At 72.1% G+C, this 13,504-nt stretch carries 16 protein-coding genes; 1 reads left to right on the top strand and 15 read right to left on the bottom strand.

Translation table 11 applies throughout. The features are described from left to right. Window positions 1-45 precede the first annotated feature (45 nt). The 13 genes from ACQPYE_RS38595 to ACQPYE_RS38655 all read right to left on the bottom strand — a co-directional run bounded on the left by ACQPYE_RS38595 (window position 46) and on the right by ACQPYE_RS38655 (window position 11,555). Window positions 46-1,062: a lysophospholipid acyltransferase family protein gene (locus ACQPYE_RS38595; RefSeq protein WP_498718033.1), complete on the bottom strand. Its 1,017-nt coding sequence runs from the start codon at window positions 1,060-1,062 to the stop codon at window positions 46-48. Between the two features lie 61 nt (window positions 1,063-1,123). Further along, window positions 1,124-2,161 carry an NAD-dependent epimerase/dehydratase family protein gene (locus ACQPYE_RS38600; protein ID WP_498718034.1) on the bottom strand — a complete coding sequence of 346 codons (1,038 nt, stop codon included), beginning with the start codon at window positions 2,159-2,161 and terminating at the stop codon, window positions 1,124-1,126. A gap of 210 nt (window positions 2,162-2,371) precedes the next feature. Continuing rightward, window positions 2,372-2,473 (bottom strand): 30S ribosomal protein bS22, encoded by a 102-nt coding sequence (locus tag ACQPYE_RS38605; protein WP_015105422.1) that lies wholly within the window; start codon window positions 2,471-2,473, stop codon window positions 2,372-2,374. Between the two features lie 123 nt (window positions 2,474-2,596). Further along, a complete protein-coding gene (locus tag ACQPYE_RS38610; protein WP_498718035.1) occupies window positions 2,597-2,800 on the bottom strand; it encodes a helix-turn-helix domain-containing protein in 204 nt (67 codons plus the stop codon). Window positions 2,801-2,921: 121 nt separating this feature from the next. Then, complete coding sequence (gene proC, locus ACQPYE_RS38615) at window positions 2,922-3,734, bottom strand: pyrroline-5-carboxylate reductase (RefSeq protein ID WP_498718036.1); 813 nt, start codon at window positions 3,732-3,734, stop codon at window positions 2,922-2,924. Window positions 3,735-3,839: 105 nt separating this feature from the next. Further along, window positions 3,840-4,646 (bottom strand): thioesterase family protein, encoded by an 807-nt coding sequence (locus ACQPYE_RS38620; protein ID WP_498718037.1) that lies wholly within the window; start codon window positions 4,644-4,646, stop codon window positions 3,840-3,842. Between the two features lie 8 nt (window positions 4,647-4,654). Next, complete coding sequence (locus ACQPYE_RS38625) at window positions 4,655-5,575, bottom strand: proline dehydrogenase family protein (RefSeq protein WP_498718038.1); 921 nt, start codon at window positions 5,573-5,575, stop codon at window positions 4,655-4,657. A gap of 136 nt (window positions 5,576-5,711) precedes the next feature. Continuing rightward, window positions 5,712-6,497, bottom strand: a complete 786-nt coding sequence (locus ACQPYE_RS38630; RefSeq protein WP_498718039.1) for a sugar phosphate isomerase/epimerase family protein — start codon at window positions 6,495-6,497, stop codon at window positions 5,712-5,714. Continuing rightward, entirely contained in the window at window positions 6,494-7,714 is a 1,221-nt protein-coding gene (locus ACQPYE_RS38635; RefSeq protein WP_498718040.1) for an Rv0497 family membrane protein, read from the bottom strand. Before ACQPYE_RS38635 ends, ACQPYE_RS38630 begins: the two co-directional genes overlap by 4 nt. Further along, on the bottom strand, window positions 7,714-8,727 hold the full coding sequence (locus ACQPYE_RS38640; protein ID WP_498718042.1) for a Ppx/GppA phosphatase family protein: 1,014 nt from the start codon (window positions 8,725-8,727) through the stop codon (window positions 7,714-7,716). The genes ACQPYE_RS38635 and ACQPYE_RS38640 overlap by 1 nt, the downstream gene beginning before the upstream one ends. 27 nt (window positions 8,728-8,754) lie before the next feature. Further along, window positions 8,755-9,435: a response regulator gene (locus ACQPYE_RS38645; RefSeq protein ID WP_123745146.1), complete on the bottom strand. Its 681-nt coding sequence runs from the start codon at window positions 9,433-9,435 to the stop codon at window positions 8,755-8,757. Next, entirely contained in the window at window positions 9,432-10,631 is a 1,200-nt protein-coding gene (locus ACQPYE_RS38650; RefSeq protein WP_498718044.1) for a sensor histidine kinase, read from the bottom strand. Before ACQPYE_RS38650 ends, ACQPYE_RS38645 begins: the two co-directional genes overlap by 4 nt. 108 nt (window positions 10,632-10,739) lie before the next feature. Then, entirely contained in the window at window positions 10,740-11,555 is an 816-nt protein-coding gene (locus ACQPYE_RS38655) for an oxidoreductase (RefSeq protein WP_498723073.1), read from the bottom strand. Window positions 11,556-11,610: 55 nt separating this feature from the next. Between ACQPYE_RS38655 and ACQPYE_RS38660 the strand changes: the two genes are divergently transcribed. Beyond that, the gene (locus ACQPYE_RS38660) at window positions 11,611-12,258 is read left to right on the top strand and encodes a DNA-binding response regulator (protein ID WP_498718045.1); all 648 of its coding nucleotides are present in this window, start codon (window positions 11,611-11,613) and stop codon (window positions 12,256-12,258) included. Here the strand turns inward: ACQPYE_RS38660 and ACQPYE_RS38665 are convergent. Together ACQPYE_RS38665 and ACQPYE_RS38670 are read right to left on the bottom strand one after the other, a co-directional pair. Then, the gene (locus ACQPYE_RS38665) at window positions 12,255-13,001 is read right to left on the bottom strand and encodes a phosphoglyceromutase (protein WP_498718046.1); all 747 of its coding nucleotides are present in this window, start codon (window positions 12,999-13,001) and stop codon (window positions 12,255-12,257) included. The genes ACQPYE_RS38660 and ACQPYE_RS38665 overlap by 4 nt on opposite strands. 114 nt (window positions 13,002-13,115) lie before the next feature. Beyond that, window positions 13,116-13,367, bottom strand: a complete 252-nt coding sequence (locus tag ACQPYE_RS38670; RefSeq protein ID WP_498718047.1) for a hypothetical protein — start codon at window positions 13,365-13,367, stop codon at window positions 13,116-13,118. Between the last annotated feature and the right edge of the window lie 137 nt (window positions 13,368-13,504).

A 13,504-nucleotide genomic window follows, 5' to 3' on the forward strand; every position in this document is an offset into this window, starting at 1 on the left:
GATCAAAGCAGGGGTCCCCTGGGCGAGGACCCCTGCGAAGCGTGATCAGCCGAGGAAGACGTTGCGCCGTTGCGTGAGCAGCCGGTACAGGGTCTGCTGGATGGTCTCGCGCACCTGGTCGGTCAGGTTGAACACCAGCATCGGGTCGTCCGCCGCGTGCTCGCCGTAGACGTCGGTCCGGATCGGCTCGCCGAACTCGATGTACCACTTCGACGGCAGCGGGATCGCGCCGAGCGGGCCCAGGAGCGGGAAGAACGGCGTCACCGGGAAGTAGGGGAAGCCGAACAGCCTGGCCAGCGCCTTGATGTCGCCGATCTTCGGGTAGATCTCCTCGGCGCCCACGATCGAGCACGGGATGATCGGCACGCCGGTGTTCAACGCCGCCGACACGAACCCGCCCCGGCCGAACCGCTGGAGCTTGTACCGGTCCCGGAACGGCTTGCCGACGCCCTTGAAGCCCTCCGGCCACACGCCGACCAGCTCGCCCGACCTGAGCAGGCGCTCCGCGTCCGGGTTGCACGCCAGCGTCTGACCCGACTTGCGGGCCAGCGCGCCGAGCACCGGCGTCTTGAACACCAGGTCGGCGCCGAGCATCCGCAGGTGGCGGCGCTTCGGGTGGTCGGCGCGCACCGCGTACGCGGTCATCGTGGCGTCCAGCGGCAGGGTGCCGGAGTGGTTGGCGACGATCAGCGCGCCGCCCTCGCCCGGGACGTTGTGCATCCCGATCGTCTCCACCCGGAACCACCGCTCGTACAGCGGCTTGAGCGGCGGCATCAGGACGTGGTCGGTCAGGTCCGGGTCGAAGCCGAACTCGTCCACCTCGTAGTCGCCCCGCAGGCGCCTGCGGGTGAACGCCAGCAGGTCGGCCAGGCGCTGCTCCCAGCCCGTCGCGCCCCCGGCCGGCTCCGGTTCCGGCTCCGGTTCCGGCGCGGGCGGTTCGGGCACGGGAACCGGTCCGAGGGCCTGGTCCGCGGCGCGCCGTCGTCGGGCCGCCTCCCGGTCCGCCCCCCGGTCCGCCCCCCGGTCTGCACCGTGCAACGGGATCACCCGTGCCTCTGCCACGTGCCACCTCCTCTGTCTGATCGCCGACGTCGTCTGATCGCCGACCCCGCCGGCGTCGCCGCTAGCGGAACCTCGCGGCGAGGTCGAGCACACCGCGCTCGATCGACGCCACCAACCCCGGATCGATGACCGGGCGCAGCGCGCGCCCGCTCACGTAGTCGTCGAACGCCTGCTGGGTGGTCCACCTCGGCGTGAACCCGAACTCCCGCTTCAGCAGGGTCGTGTCCATCACCCGGCCCCAGTTCAGGAACCTCATCTGATCCGGCGAGAAGTCCACCAGCCGGGCGCCGCGGAACAACCGGCCCATCGTCGGCACCGCCGCGCTCGGCACGGGCAGGCTGACCCGGCCCGCCCGGCGGATGGCCTGCGACAGCATCAGCACGCCGTCACCGCCCACGTTGTAGACGCCGGGCAGGTCGTGCAGCGCGGCCCGTTCCAGCACGGCCAGCGCGTCCTCGGAGTGCAGCAGCTGCACCCTGGCGTCGTACCCCATCACCGTCGGCACGACGGGCAGGGCGAAGTACCTGGTCAGGACCGTGTCGATGCGGGGGCCGATGAAGTTGCCGAACCTCAGCGCGGTGACGTCCACGTCCGGCCTGCGGCGCGCGAACCCGCGCACGTACCCCTCGACCTCGACCGCGTCCTTGGCGTACCCGCTGGACGGCAGGTCCTTCGGACCCATGTCCTCGGTGAACACCGCCGGGTCGCGCGAGCTGGACCCGTAGACCGCGCTGGTCGACTTCACCACCAGCTTGCGCACGTGCGGCGACTTCTGGCACGCGGCCAGCAGCTGCATCGTGCCGATGACGTTCATCTCCTTCATCGCGGTCCGCCCGCCGGGGCCGGCCGGGTTCGCCGTCACCGACGCGTGCACGACCGTGTCGACCTGCGCGGTGGCGATGACCTTCGCGATGAGGGGGTTGCGGATGTCGGCGCGCACGAACTCGGCGCGGCCCATGCGGCGCAGCAGGTCGCGCGACGGCGGTTCGGTGTCCACGCCGAGCACGCGCTCGATGTCGGGGTTCGCCGCGAAGCGCGCGGCGAGGTGACCGCCGAGGTAGCGGCTGCAACCGGTGACGAGAACGACCTTGGGCGCCATGCGACTCCCTGTGCGGGTGGTGCGACTCGACGATGCTAGCCGGGAACCGGGAGCGCGATCGGTCGCGGAACGTCCTCTCGACGCAGGTCACCGGGGCTTCACCGGTGAATCACCCGGATGGCGGGACCACGCCGGGTGGCGAGGAACGAAGACACCGCCAGTCCCGCGACCGGTGTGGCCGGGGACTGGCGGTGCTAGAACCCGCAGGGGTTACTTGCCGCGCTTCCTGCGCTGGACCCGCGTCTTGCGCAGCAACTTGCGGTGCTTCTTCTTCGACATGCGCTTGCGGCGCTTCTTGATGACCGAGCCCATGCGGGTTCCTTCACTACTAGACGTCGGGTGGTCTCCACGCGCCGGTGGAGACACCCGTCAAGTGGGCGCGCCGACACCAGGCACGAACGGCCTATGAGTTTACCCGGCGGCCCGATCGCGCCGTCACCCGGCGTCGAAGTAGGCGTTCCGCAGGTACTCGTCGACCGCCTTCTCCGGCACTCTGAACGACTTTCCCACGCGCACCGCCGTCAGCTCACCGGAGTGGACCAGGCGGTACACCGTCATCTTGGACACGCGCATCATCAGCGCGACCTCGGCGACCGTCATGAATCTGACTTGACCGAGGGACTTCTCCTCCGCAGGCATTGGATCACCGCGTCCTTCGACACGCGTCGTGCCGTCGGCTTCCCCACCGACGGTTCGACACGCACGTGCTCCCCTGAGGGTAACGGGACGGGTGGGACTGGTGCGACGGCTAATGGCGGTATCAGTCCGCCTCGTGGCCCCGTCCCAGCTCCACCGAACGGTCGCGGGCCGCCTCGATGGCCGCCAGCATGGCCGCGCGCACGCCGTGCTTCTCCAGCTCGCGGATGGCCATGATGGTGGTGCCGGCGGGCGAGGTGACGGCCTCGCGCAGGATGACCGGGTGCTGGTCGCCCTCGTTCAGCATGGTGGCCGCGCCCACCGCCGACTGGATGATCAGCCGGCCGGCCAGGTCGCGCGGGATGCCGAGCAGGATGCCCGCGTCAATCATGGCCTCGACCAGGTAGAAGAAGTAGGCGGGGCCGGAGCCCGACAGCGCGGTGACGGCGTCCTGCTGGTTCTCCGGGACGCGGGCCACCTTGCCCACGGTCGTCAGCAGCTCCTCGACCAGGTTCAGGTGCTCGTCGGTGGCGTAGCGGCCCGCCGAGATGGCGCTCATCGCCTCGCCGACGACCATCGGGGTGTTCGGCATGACCCGGACCACGGGCGTGCTGTCGGGCAGCCTGCGCTCGTACAGGGACGTCGGCAGGCCCGCGCACAGGGACACGACGAGCGTGCCGGGCTTGAGCACGGGTGCGAGCTCGTCCAGCAGCGGTTCGATGTCCTGCGGCTTGACCGCGACCACGAGGACGTCGGCCCGCTGGGCGGCTCCTGGCACGTCCAGGCCCGCCACCCCGTACCGCTCGGTCAGCGCGGCGGCCCGTTCCGGGTGCTTCTCGGTGAACAGCAGGTCATCGGCCTTGCGCCCCCCTTGGAGCAGCCCCGACAGCAGCGCTTCACCGATCTTGCCGGCACCCAGCACGGCGATGGTCGTCATGCGCCAAGCCTGCCACGCCACCACAACCCGAATACCCACAGGTCCCGCGCGTGTCCTACGTCCAGAACGACCGTGTCCTACGTTCAGGACCCCCGAGTTCAACGCTCAGGTCGCTGGCGTCAGCGCCAGCTGCCGCGCCTGGCACACCAGCCGCCCGGCCGAGTCGATCACCACGGCGTCCTCGTCGAACCACTGCCCGTGCACCGCGCTGCACGACACCCGCACGCGCAGCCACCCCGGCGCCGGGTTCGCCCGCAGCAACGCCGTCAGCTGCACGGTCGGCGACCACCCGAACCGGCCGAGGTTGAACGTCACCGGCATCGAGATGTCACCGGCGACCAGCGCGAAGTACGGGTCCGGCCGCTCACCCAGCGGACGCGCCCACAGCCGCAGCACCAGCGGGTCGCCGACCCGTCCGGTCAGGAACCCCGCGCCCTTCTGGTCCAGCCGCACGTCGCACACCGCGCCGAGCTTGTACACGCCGGCCGCGCCCATGGACGCCAGGTCGATCGCGTCCGGCGGCGGCGCGGCGGGCATGTCGGGCAGATCGGCGTAGTCCGGCGCGGCCGTCGGCATCCGCCCGACCGTCACCACCGCCTCCACGCAGCTGCGCCCGCGCTGCTCCAGCGTCGACGTCACCACGGTCGCCGTCCGGCCCGCCTTGCGCACCTCGGTCCGCACCAGCACCGGCCCCACCTCGGGCGCGCGCAGGAACTGCGTGCTCACCGACAGCGGCGCGAGGTCGTCCGCCCCCGGCACGGCCGCCCGCGCCCTGTCCACCGCCGCCCGCGCGACCAGGGCCAGCAGGAACCCGCCGTGCGGCTTGGGGCCGACGGTCCACTCGGCGGGCAGGGACGCGGTGTACGTGCCGTCGCCGAGGGGGCGGACCGCACTGGCTACCGAGAAGGACACAGGGCTCCTCACGAGCGGCTGACCAGCGAACGCAGGAAGAACGCGACGTTGGCCGGCCGCTCGGCCAGCCGGCGCGTCAGGTACCCGTACCACTGCCGCCCGTACGGCACGTAGACGCGCACGACGTGCCCCTCCGCCGCCAGGTGCCGCTGCTCGCCCGGCCGGACGCCGTGAAGCATCTGGAACTCGAAGTCGTCGACCGCCTTGCCGTGCCAGCGGGCGCGTTCGGAGACGATCTCGATCAGGCGCGGGTCGTGGGTGGCGAACATCGGGTAACCGGAGCCGGCCAGCAGGACGTTGGCGCAGCGCACGTAGTTGAGGTCGACCTCGTGCGGGTCGACGTGGGCCACCGACGGCGGTTCGGCGTACGCGCCCTTGCACAGCCGGACGCGCGTGTCCGCGAGTTCGCGCACGTCGTCCAGGGTGCGGCGCAGGTACGCCTGGAGCACCGCGCCCGTCGACGGCCAGTGGCGGCGCAGCTCGGCGAGCACGCGCAGGGTGGCGTCGGTGGTGGCGTGGTCCTCCATGTCGATGGTGACGGTGGTGCCCGCCTGCTCGGCCGCCGCGCAGACGCGGGAGGCGCTGTCCAGCGCGAACGCCTCGCTCGAACCGAGGCCGACGGCGGACAGCTTCACGCTGACCTCGGCGTCCGCGGCGAGGCCGACGTCGTGCAGCTGGTCGAGCAGCTCCAGGTAGGCGCGCACGGCCCAGTCGGCGGTGGCGCGGTCGGCGGTGCCCTCGCCGAGGTGGTCGAGGGTGACGCGCAGGCCGTCGCCGATCAGCCGGCCGGCCGCGTCGACCGCGTCGGCGGTGGTCTCACCCGCCACGAACCGGCGCACCACGTCACGGCTGACGGGGGCGGTCGCGACGACCCGGCGCACCGTGTCGTTGCTCGCGGCGGCGAGGATCAACGTGCGCACCGGGTTCACGATCAAGACCCTAGCCGCTGACCCGCGCCGGAGCGGATGCGAGTTCGGCGTCCGGTGACCCGAGCGTTGAATTCGGGTGTCCCGAACGTAGGACACGGTCGTTCCGAACGTAGGACACGCGCGGGCTGGAGGTTGGTCAGAGGTGCAGGCGGGCGAACAGGAGCGATTCGGTCAGCAGCTCGGTGCGCTCGGCGGCGGTGCGGGCGCGGCGGGTGTTGACCTCCAGCACGACCTGCCCGGTGAAGCCCGTGCGGGTCAGGTGGGCCAGCAGCTCGCCGCACGGCTGGGTGCCGCGGCCGGGCACCAGGTGCTCGTCCTTGGGCAGGCCGGAGCCGTCGGCCAGGTGCACGTGGGCCAGCCCGTCGCCCATGCGCTTGGCCAGCTCCATCGCGTCCACGTGCGCGGCCGAGGCGTGCGACAGGTCCAGCGTGTAGTTCCGGTGGCCGACGTCGGTCGGGTCGATCGACGGCCGGAACGCCGTGACCTGCACCGATCGCCCCCGGCCGAGGGGACGCCGCACCGGGAACATGTTCTCCACCGCGATGGCGACGCCGCTGTCGTCCTCCAGCGACGCGACCAGGTCCGCGAACCCCTCCGCGTACCGCCGCTGCCACACGAACGGCGGGTGCAGCACGACCGTCCGCGCGCCCAGGTCACCGGCCGCCTGGACGCTGCGCCGCAGCCGCTCGGCCGGGTCCGGCGACCACACGCGCTGGCTGATCAGCAGGCACGGCGCGTGCACGGCCAGCACCGGCACGCCGTAGCGCTTGGACAGCCGGTCCACCGCGCGCACGTCCTGGCTCACGGGGTCGGCCCACACCATGACCTCGACGCCGTCGTACCCCAGCTCGGCCGCCGCCTCGAACGCGGCGCCCGCGGGCTGCGGCCACACGGCCGCGGTGGACAGGCCGACCGGGATCAAGAGTTCACCAGCAGCATCGCCGCGGGCGACACCGTCACGATCAACCCGACGAGCACCGCCAGCACGGTCGTCTGGAGGTCGTCCGCGCGGCGGATCTTGCGGACCATCATCACCAGGCCCACGGTCACCGCCAGGGCCACCACCAGCGCCGCGGGCGCGGCCGTGCGCCACAGGAAGTTGAAGCCGAGCCACAGCGCCGCGCCACCGATCACGCCGGCGGCGAGCTGCCCGATCATGAGCAGCCACTCCTTGCCCGCCGAGCGGTCGGCGGGGCGCTCGTCCTCGTCGTCCTCGTCGTCGAGGTCGCCCAACCCGGCGGGGCCGTCGTCGTCGGGGTCGCGGCGCTTGAAGTCGCGGCGCGGGTAGTCCTCGTCCTCGTCTTCCTCGTCGAGGTCGACGTACGGGTGGAACGCGGTGCTCTCGCCCTCGACGGCCTCTGCCGGCTCGTCGTCGCCGAACCAGTCCTCGGCGGACTGGTCGGGCAGCGGTTCGGGCAGCCTCGGCGGCGCGGGCGGCACGATCAGCACCGACTCGGTCGGCAGCGACTCCAGCGGCACGTTCGGCGTGAGCTTGTCGGTGATGCGCGGTATCACCTCGGTGACCGGCTCGCGCACCGGCGACTTCGCCGCGGGCGGCACGCCGGGCGGCACGGGCCGCACCAGGTTCGAGCGCGACGCCTCCGGCTTGACCGGCGGTGTCGGCAGGGTGGACCGGGACGGCTCACCCTGGTAGTCCGCCACGATCGGCGGCACGACCCGGGTCTCCTCGGCGGGATCGACGTCGGGCGCGCGTCTGCGCCCGGACTCGGCCTTCTTCGGCGGCTCCAGCCGGGACGCGGGTGGTTCCAGCCGCGAGGCTGGCGGCTCCAGCCGCGAGACGGGTGGCTCCAGCCGGGAGGCGGGCGGCTCGGGACGGGACACCGGCGGCTGGTAGGCCGTGCGCTCGGCCTCGACGGGACGTTGCCGCTGCGGCAACGGCGCGGGCGACAACGGCGCCGGTGGCGCGGCGGGCGGCGGCTCGGGCTCGTCGCGGATGGCGCGCAGCTGGCCGCTGTCGGAGTTGACCCGGTCGATGATGGCCTGCGGAGCGGTGTCCGAGGTCTCTTCGGCACGGCGCCGTCGCCGACGCGGCGTCACCTCGCCGGAGCCCCCGCCGTACTGGGCGAGCAACTCCGCGACGGTGCGCTGGGTCTGCTCCGACTCGCTCTCTCGACTCATCAACTCCACCGTGCCCCGTGGCGGCCAGTCCGTCCAGTGTCACCCGTCCGGCGGGTGCGATCCGGTGGGGTGTCGTCCGGTTCCGCACCACCAGTGTGGTCCAGCCGACGCAGGATGACACCTTCCCGCAGGGCCCAGGGACAAATCTCCAGCTCGCCGAGTGACAGCGCTCGCATGGTGGCCTCCGCCACCAGCGCGCCCGCCACCAGTTGGTGGGCCCGGCTCGCGCTCACCCCTTCGAGCTCGGCCAGGTCGGCCGCGGACATCCGGGAGATGAACGCGATGAGCTGCCGCAGGCCCGAATCGGTGAGCACGCGCCGCGCGTGCGGACCGGCCGACGACGGCGCGGCGCCGGTCAGCCTGGCCAGCGTGCGGAACGTCTTCGACGTCGCGACCACCCGATCGGGGGCGCCCACCCGGCGGAGCTTCTTCGCCACCGGCGCCAGCTGCTCGGCCAGCCACTCGGCGGTCTCGCCCACCTCGGCCCTGGTCGGCGGGTCGTGGCGGAACCGGGTCCGGGTCAGCCTGCCCGCGCCCAACGGCACCGAGAACGCCTCCTCCGGCTCCTCGTCCACGCCGACCGCCAGCTCCAGCGACCCGCCGCCGATGTCCAGGCACAGCAGCCTGCCCGCCGACCAGCCGTACCAGCGGCGCACCGCGAGGAACGTATACCGCGCCTCGTCCTCGCCGGTCAGCACCTGCAGGTCGACGCCGGTCTCGGCGCGCACCCGGTCCAGGACCTCGGCGGAGTTGCCCGCCTCGCGCACCGCGGACGTGGCGAACGCCATCAGGTCCTCGCAGCCCAGCCGCTCCGCCGACGCCTTGGCGGCGGCGACGGTGCGCACCAGCTGGTCGGCGCCCTCGCGCCCGAGCAGCCCGACGCCGTCCAGCTGCTCCGCGAGGCGCAGCACGGACTTCTCCGAACTCATCGGCGTCGGGTGGGCACCACGATGAGCGTCCACCACCAAGAGGTGGACGGTGTTCGACCCGACATCAAGCACCCCTAGGCGCACGCGGTGCACCGTACCTGGTCGGGGTGATCAGGATTCGAACTTGTAGCCCAGTCCGCGCACGGTGACCAGGTACCGGGGCGCCGAGGGGTCGGGCTCGATCTTCGACCGCAGCCGCTTGACGTGCACGTCCAGGGTTTTGGTGTCGCCGACGTAGTCCGCGCCCCACACCCGGTCGATCAGTTGGCCGCGGGTCAACACCCGGCCGACGTTGCGCAGCAGGTACTCCAGGAGGTCGAACTCCTTGAGCGGCAGGCTCACCTCGCCGCCGTCCACGGTCACCACGTGCCGCTCCACGTCCATCCGCACCGGCCCCGCCTCCAGGACCTGCGGCAGCAGCTCCTCGGACTCGCCGCCGCGCCGCAGCACGGCCCGGATGCGGGCGATCAGCTCACGGGCCGAGTACGGCTTGGTGACGTAGTCGTCCGCGCCCAGCTCCAGGCCGACGACCTTGTCGATCTCGCTGTCCCGCGCCGTGACCATGATCACCGGAACGGCGGAGCGGGCGCGCAGCTGCTTGCACACGTCCGTGCCGCTCATGCCGGGCAGCATGAGGTCGAGCAGCACGATGTCGGCACCGTTGCGGTCGAACTCCTCCAACGCCTCCTGGCCGGTGGCCGCGAGCGCCGCGGTGAAGCCCTCCTTGCGCAGCAGGAAGGCGAGCGGATCGGCGAAGGACTCCTCGTCCTCCACGATGAGCACCCTGGTCACAGCTCTCCTCCGTGGTTGCTGCCCGTGCCGCTCGGCACCGGGCTCGCCAGCTCCTGCGTCGGCAGGTCCTGGGTGGGCTCGTCCTGGTCGGGATGAGCCGGGATGCGCAGCGTGAAGGTGGAGCCGGTGCCCGGCAGGCTCCACAGCTTCACCTCGCCGCCGTGGTTGTTGGCGACGTGCTTGACGATGGCGAGGCCGAGCCCGGTGCCCCCGGTGGCCCGCGACCGCGCCTTGTCGACCCGGTAGAAGCGCTCGAACACGCGGATCTGCTGGTCCTCCGCGATGCCGATGCCGCGGTCGGTGACGGCGATCTCCACGACACCGTCGACCAGCTTGCGGCTCACCGACACCGGGCTGCCCGGCGGCGAGTACGCGACCGCGTTGTCCAGGAGGTTGCTCAGCGCCGTGACCAGCAACGTCCGGTCGCCCTCGACCTCGAGGCCGCTCGGGGCGTCGGTGGCGATCTCGATGCCCGCCGACTCGGCGGCCAGCCTGGAGCGGCCCATCGCCTCGTCGATGACCACGTCGACCTCGACCCGGCTGAGCTCCGGCAGCTTCTCCGCGCCCTGCAACCGCGACAGCGCGATCAGCTCGGTGACCAGCGTGCCCAGCCGGGTGGCCTCCTGCATGATCTTGGCGCTGAACCGGCGGACCTCCTCCTGGTCGTCCGACGCGTCCAGCACCGCTTCGGCCAGCAGCGCGAGCGCGCCGACCGGGGTCTTCAGCTCGTGGCTGACGTTGGCCACGAAGTCGCGCCTCGTCGCCTCCAGCCGCACCGACTCGGACTCGTCGGTGGCGTCGACCACCGCGAAACCCTCGGTGAGCACCTTGACGGTGGCGTGCACGGCCTGCGGCTGGCGGCCCTTGATGACCTCCAGCGACGACAGGTCCACCGAGATCACGCCACCGTTGCGGCGGGCCATCTCGGCGGCGCGCCTGGCCCGGTCGTCCGCCCGGTTGTTGCGCACCACGCCCAGCTCCTCGGCCCGGGTGTTGTGCAGCACGACGTCACCGAAGGCGTTGAGCACGGCGATGCCGTCGGGGGACGAGTGGACGACCATGGCCATCAGGTCGGCGACGGTGAGGCCGCGCGGACGCGTGTCGCGTGCCCGTGCGGTCGTCCGTCCGGCGAGGAACGCGACGCCGCCGATCAGCAGAGCGCCGATCGACAGGACGAGGTAACCCGTTGCGGTCACCAGCGCATCGTAAGCAGGTCAGGCGGGGTACGGCCTAGTGTTCAGGCGTGGTTCGTGACTCCTGCGACACCGTCTGGGACCGATGTTCTCCCGGCAGACGACCGCCGTTCACCCAATCGTGTCCAATTGAGTCAGGTCTTGTTCGGACAGGTGCAGATCCGCGGAAGCCAGGTTCTCCTCCAGGTGACGAGTGGAGGACGTGCCGGGGATGAGCAGGACGTTCGGCGCGCGGTGCAGGAGCCACGCCAGCGCCACCTGGCGGTCGGTCGCGCCGTGCCTGGCGGCGACGTCGTTCAGGGTGTCGTGCTGGAAGGGCGTGAACCCGCCGAGCGGGAAGAACGGCACGAAGGCGATGCCGTCGGCGGTGGTGCGGTCGAGCAGCTTCTCGTGCTCGCGGTCGGTGACGTTGTAGAGGTTCTGCACGCACACCACCGGCGCGATCGTCAGCGCCTGGTCCAGGTGGTGCTCGCGGACGTTGCTCAGGCCGAGGTCGCGGATCAGGCCCTGCTCGCGCAGCTCGGCCAGCACGGTGAACGGCTCCTCGACGGACTCCGGGTCGTGCGCGCCGCCGACGCGGAGGTTGACCACGTCCAGCCGCTCCAGGCCGAGCCGGCGCAGGTTGTCGTGCACGGCGTCGCGCAGTTCCCCCGGCTCCCGCGCGGCGACCCAGTCGCCGTCCGGCGTGCGGCGGTAGCCGACCTTCGTGACGATGGTCAGCTCCTCCGGGTACGGGTGGAGCGCGGCCTTGATCAGCTCGTTGACCACGTGCGGGCCGTAGAAGTCGCTGGTGTCGATGTGGTCCACGCCCAGCTCGACGGCGCGGCGCAGGACGGCCTTGGCGTTCTCGGGGTCGGCGGGCGGGCCGAAGACGTGGGGTCCGGCGAGTTGCATCGCGCCGTACCCGACGCGCTTGAGGTTCAGCATGGTGTCCACGATCGCCTTCCACGATCGCGCCCGCCGGGATTGGCAGCTTGCTGCCATGCTCATCACCGTGGACGCGATGACCGTGGTGCGCGGTGAGGCCGAGCTGTACGAGCGGACGGCCCACCTGTTCACGGCGACCAGGACCGAGCTGCTGTGCGCGGCGAACGCGCTGCGCACGTGGATGGGCACCCACCCGCGCGCCGGCATCGCGCGGCACCCGCCGGGCCTGCGGGTGCGCAAGCTGTTCCGGCTGAGCACCCTGCTCGACCCCCGGTGGGCGCACCACGCGCGGCACATGGCCGAGCACGGCGCGGACGTGCGGGTCAGCGCGCACGACGTGAACGAGACGATCGTGCTGGACGGCCGCGTGGTGATCCTGGCGGGCGACGAGTCGCACGGCGCGCGCAGCTACAGCGTGATCACGCAGCCCGAGGTGGTGCACGGCATCACGTCGCTGTTCGAGGCGGCGTGGCGGGCGGGCACCCAGCTGGCCGTGCACGAGGCGGAGATGGCCGAGCTGCGGGCGTTCGCGCCCGGGGTGCTGGACGCGTTGAACGAGGGGTGGACGGACGAGACGGCGGCACGCGCGCTGGGTGTGTCCCTGCGCACGTACCGCCGTCGCGTGGCGGAGCTGATGACCGCGCTGGGCGCGTCGTCCCGGTTCCAGGCCGGGGCGCGGGCCCGCGAGCTCGGTCTCGTCTAGCGGCCCTGGTTGGCGACGGCCTTGATGGCGTCGGCCGCCGCGTCCGGGTCGAGGTACTCGCCGCCCGGCTTGAGCGGCTTCAGCTCCTCGTCCAGGTCGTAGCGCAGCGGGATGCCGGTGGGGATGTTCAGGCCCGCGATCGCCTCGTCCGAGACGCCGTCGAGGTGCTTGACCAGGGCGCGCAGCGAGTTGCCGTGCGCGGCCACCAGCACCGTCCGGCCCGTGAGCAGGTCCGGCACGATCGCGGACTCCCAGTACGGGATCATCCGCTTGACCACGTCCAGCAGGCACTCGGTGAGCGGCAGGTCGGGGCCGAGGTCGGCGTAGCGGGGGTCGCTGTCCTGGCTGAACTCGGTGCCGGGCTCGATGGGCGGCGGCGGGGTGTCGTAGGAGCGGCGCCAGAGCATGAACTGCTCCTCGCCGAACTCCTCCAGGGTCTGCTTCTTGTTCTTGCCCTGGAGCGCGCCGTAGTGGCGCTCGTTGAGCCGCCAGTCCCGGCGGACCGGGATCCAGTGCCGGTCGGCCGCGTCGAGGGCGAGGTTGGCGGTGCCGATGGCCCGTCGCAGCAGCGACGTGTGCACCACGTCCGGCAGCACGCCCGCTTCGCGCAGCAGCACGCCGCCGCGCTTCGCCTCGTTCACACCCTTCTCCGAGAGGGGGACGTCCACCCAACCGGTGAACAGGTTCTCCGCGTTCCAGACGCTCTCGCCGTGGCGGAGCAGCACCAGGGTTCCGACAGCCATGGGCGTCAGCCTGCCAGATGGACCGGCCCGGCTCACGTCGGTGGCGGGTGTGACCTTGATCGGTGCAGCCGGGCGGGCGGGCCGGGCCTCTCGCGGACCCGGCCCGGAGCCGGCTCAGCCGCCGAGGCCGCCGATGCCCACGAGCCCGCCGGTGAGCCCGCCGAGGCCACCGGTCGTGCCGCCGAGCCCGCCGGTCACCGGACGCAGCAGGCTGGTCAGCGCGCCCAGCGCGTCGCCGCTGGGAACGGCGTCCATCGCGCCGGTCGTCCGCTCCATCGCGGCGTCGGCGGCGTTGGCGGCCGGGGAGGCCAGCAGGATGACGGCAGTGGCGCCGGCCGCGACGGCCAGCCTTCCGAGAATGCGCATGGGTGTGCTCTCCGATGTGTGGTTCCGATTCGCACCCGACATGGTTGTGCACCGTGACCGACCGGGCTCATTGAGTAGCCGAGGTCCACACCATCGAGTGACCGGACAACGGAGAACCCCCGGCAGCGCAGTCGCCA

Source organism: Actinosynnema sp. CA-299493 (assembly GCF_050946825.1).
In the GTDB taxonomy this organism is placed as follows: Bacteria; Actinomycetota; Actinomycetes; order Mycobacteriales; family Pseudonocardiaceae; genus Actinosynnema.

Coding starts and splice junctions, on each gene's coding strand:
- proC (WP_498718036.1), bottom strand. CDS start 3,734: ATGACGACCATCGCCGTGCTGGGTGCCGGCAAGATCGGTGAAGCGCTG.
- ACQPYE_RS38655 (WP_498723073.1), bottom strand. CDS start 11,555: ATGCTGAACCTCAAGCGCGTCGGGTACGGCGCGATGCAACTCGCCGGA.
- ACQPYE_RS38600 (WP_498718034.1), bottom strand. CDS start 2,161: ATGGCGCCCAAGGTCGTTCTCGTCACCGGTTGCAGCCGCTACCTCGGC.
- ACQPYE_RS38670 (WP_498718047.1), bottom strand. CDS start 13,367: ATGCGCATTCTCGGAAGGCTGGCCGTCGCGGCCGGCGCCACTGCCGTC.
- ACQPYE_RS38660 (WP_498718045.1), top strand. CDS start 11,611: ATGCTCATCACCGTGGACGCGATGACCGTGGTGCGCGGTGAGGCCGAG.
- ACQPYE_RS38635 (WP_498718040.1), bottom strand. CDS start 7,714: ATGAGTCGAGAGAGCGAGTCGGAGCAGACCCAGCGCACCGTCGCGGAG.
- ACQPYE_RS38665 (WP_498718046.1), bottom strand. CDS start 13,001: ATGGCTGTCGGAACCCTGGTGCTGCTCCGCCACGGCGAGAGCGTCTGG.
- ACQPYE_RS38605 (WP_015105422.1), bottom strand. CDS start 2,473: ATGGGCTCGGTCATCAAGAAGCGCCGCAAGCGCATGTCGAAGAAGAAG.
- ACQPYE_RS38610 (WP_498718035.1), bottom strand. CDS start 2,800: ATGCCTGCGGAGGAGAAGTCCCTCGGTCAAGTCAGATTCATGACGGTC.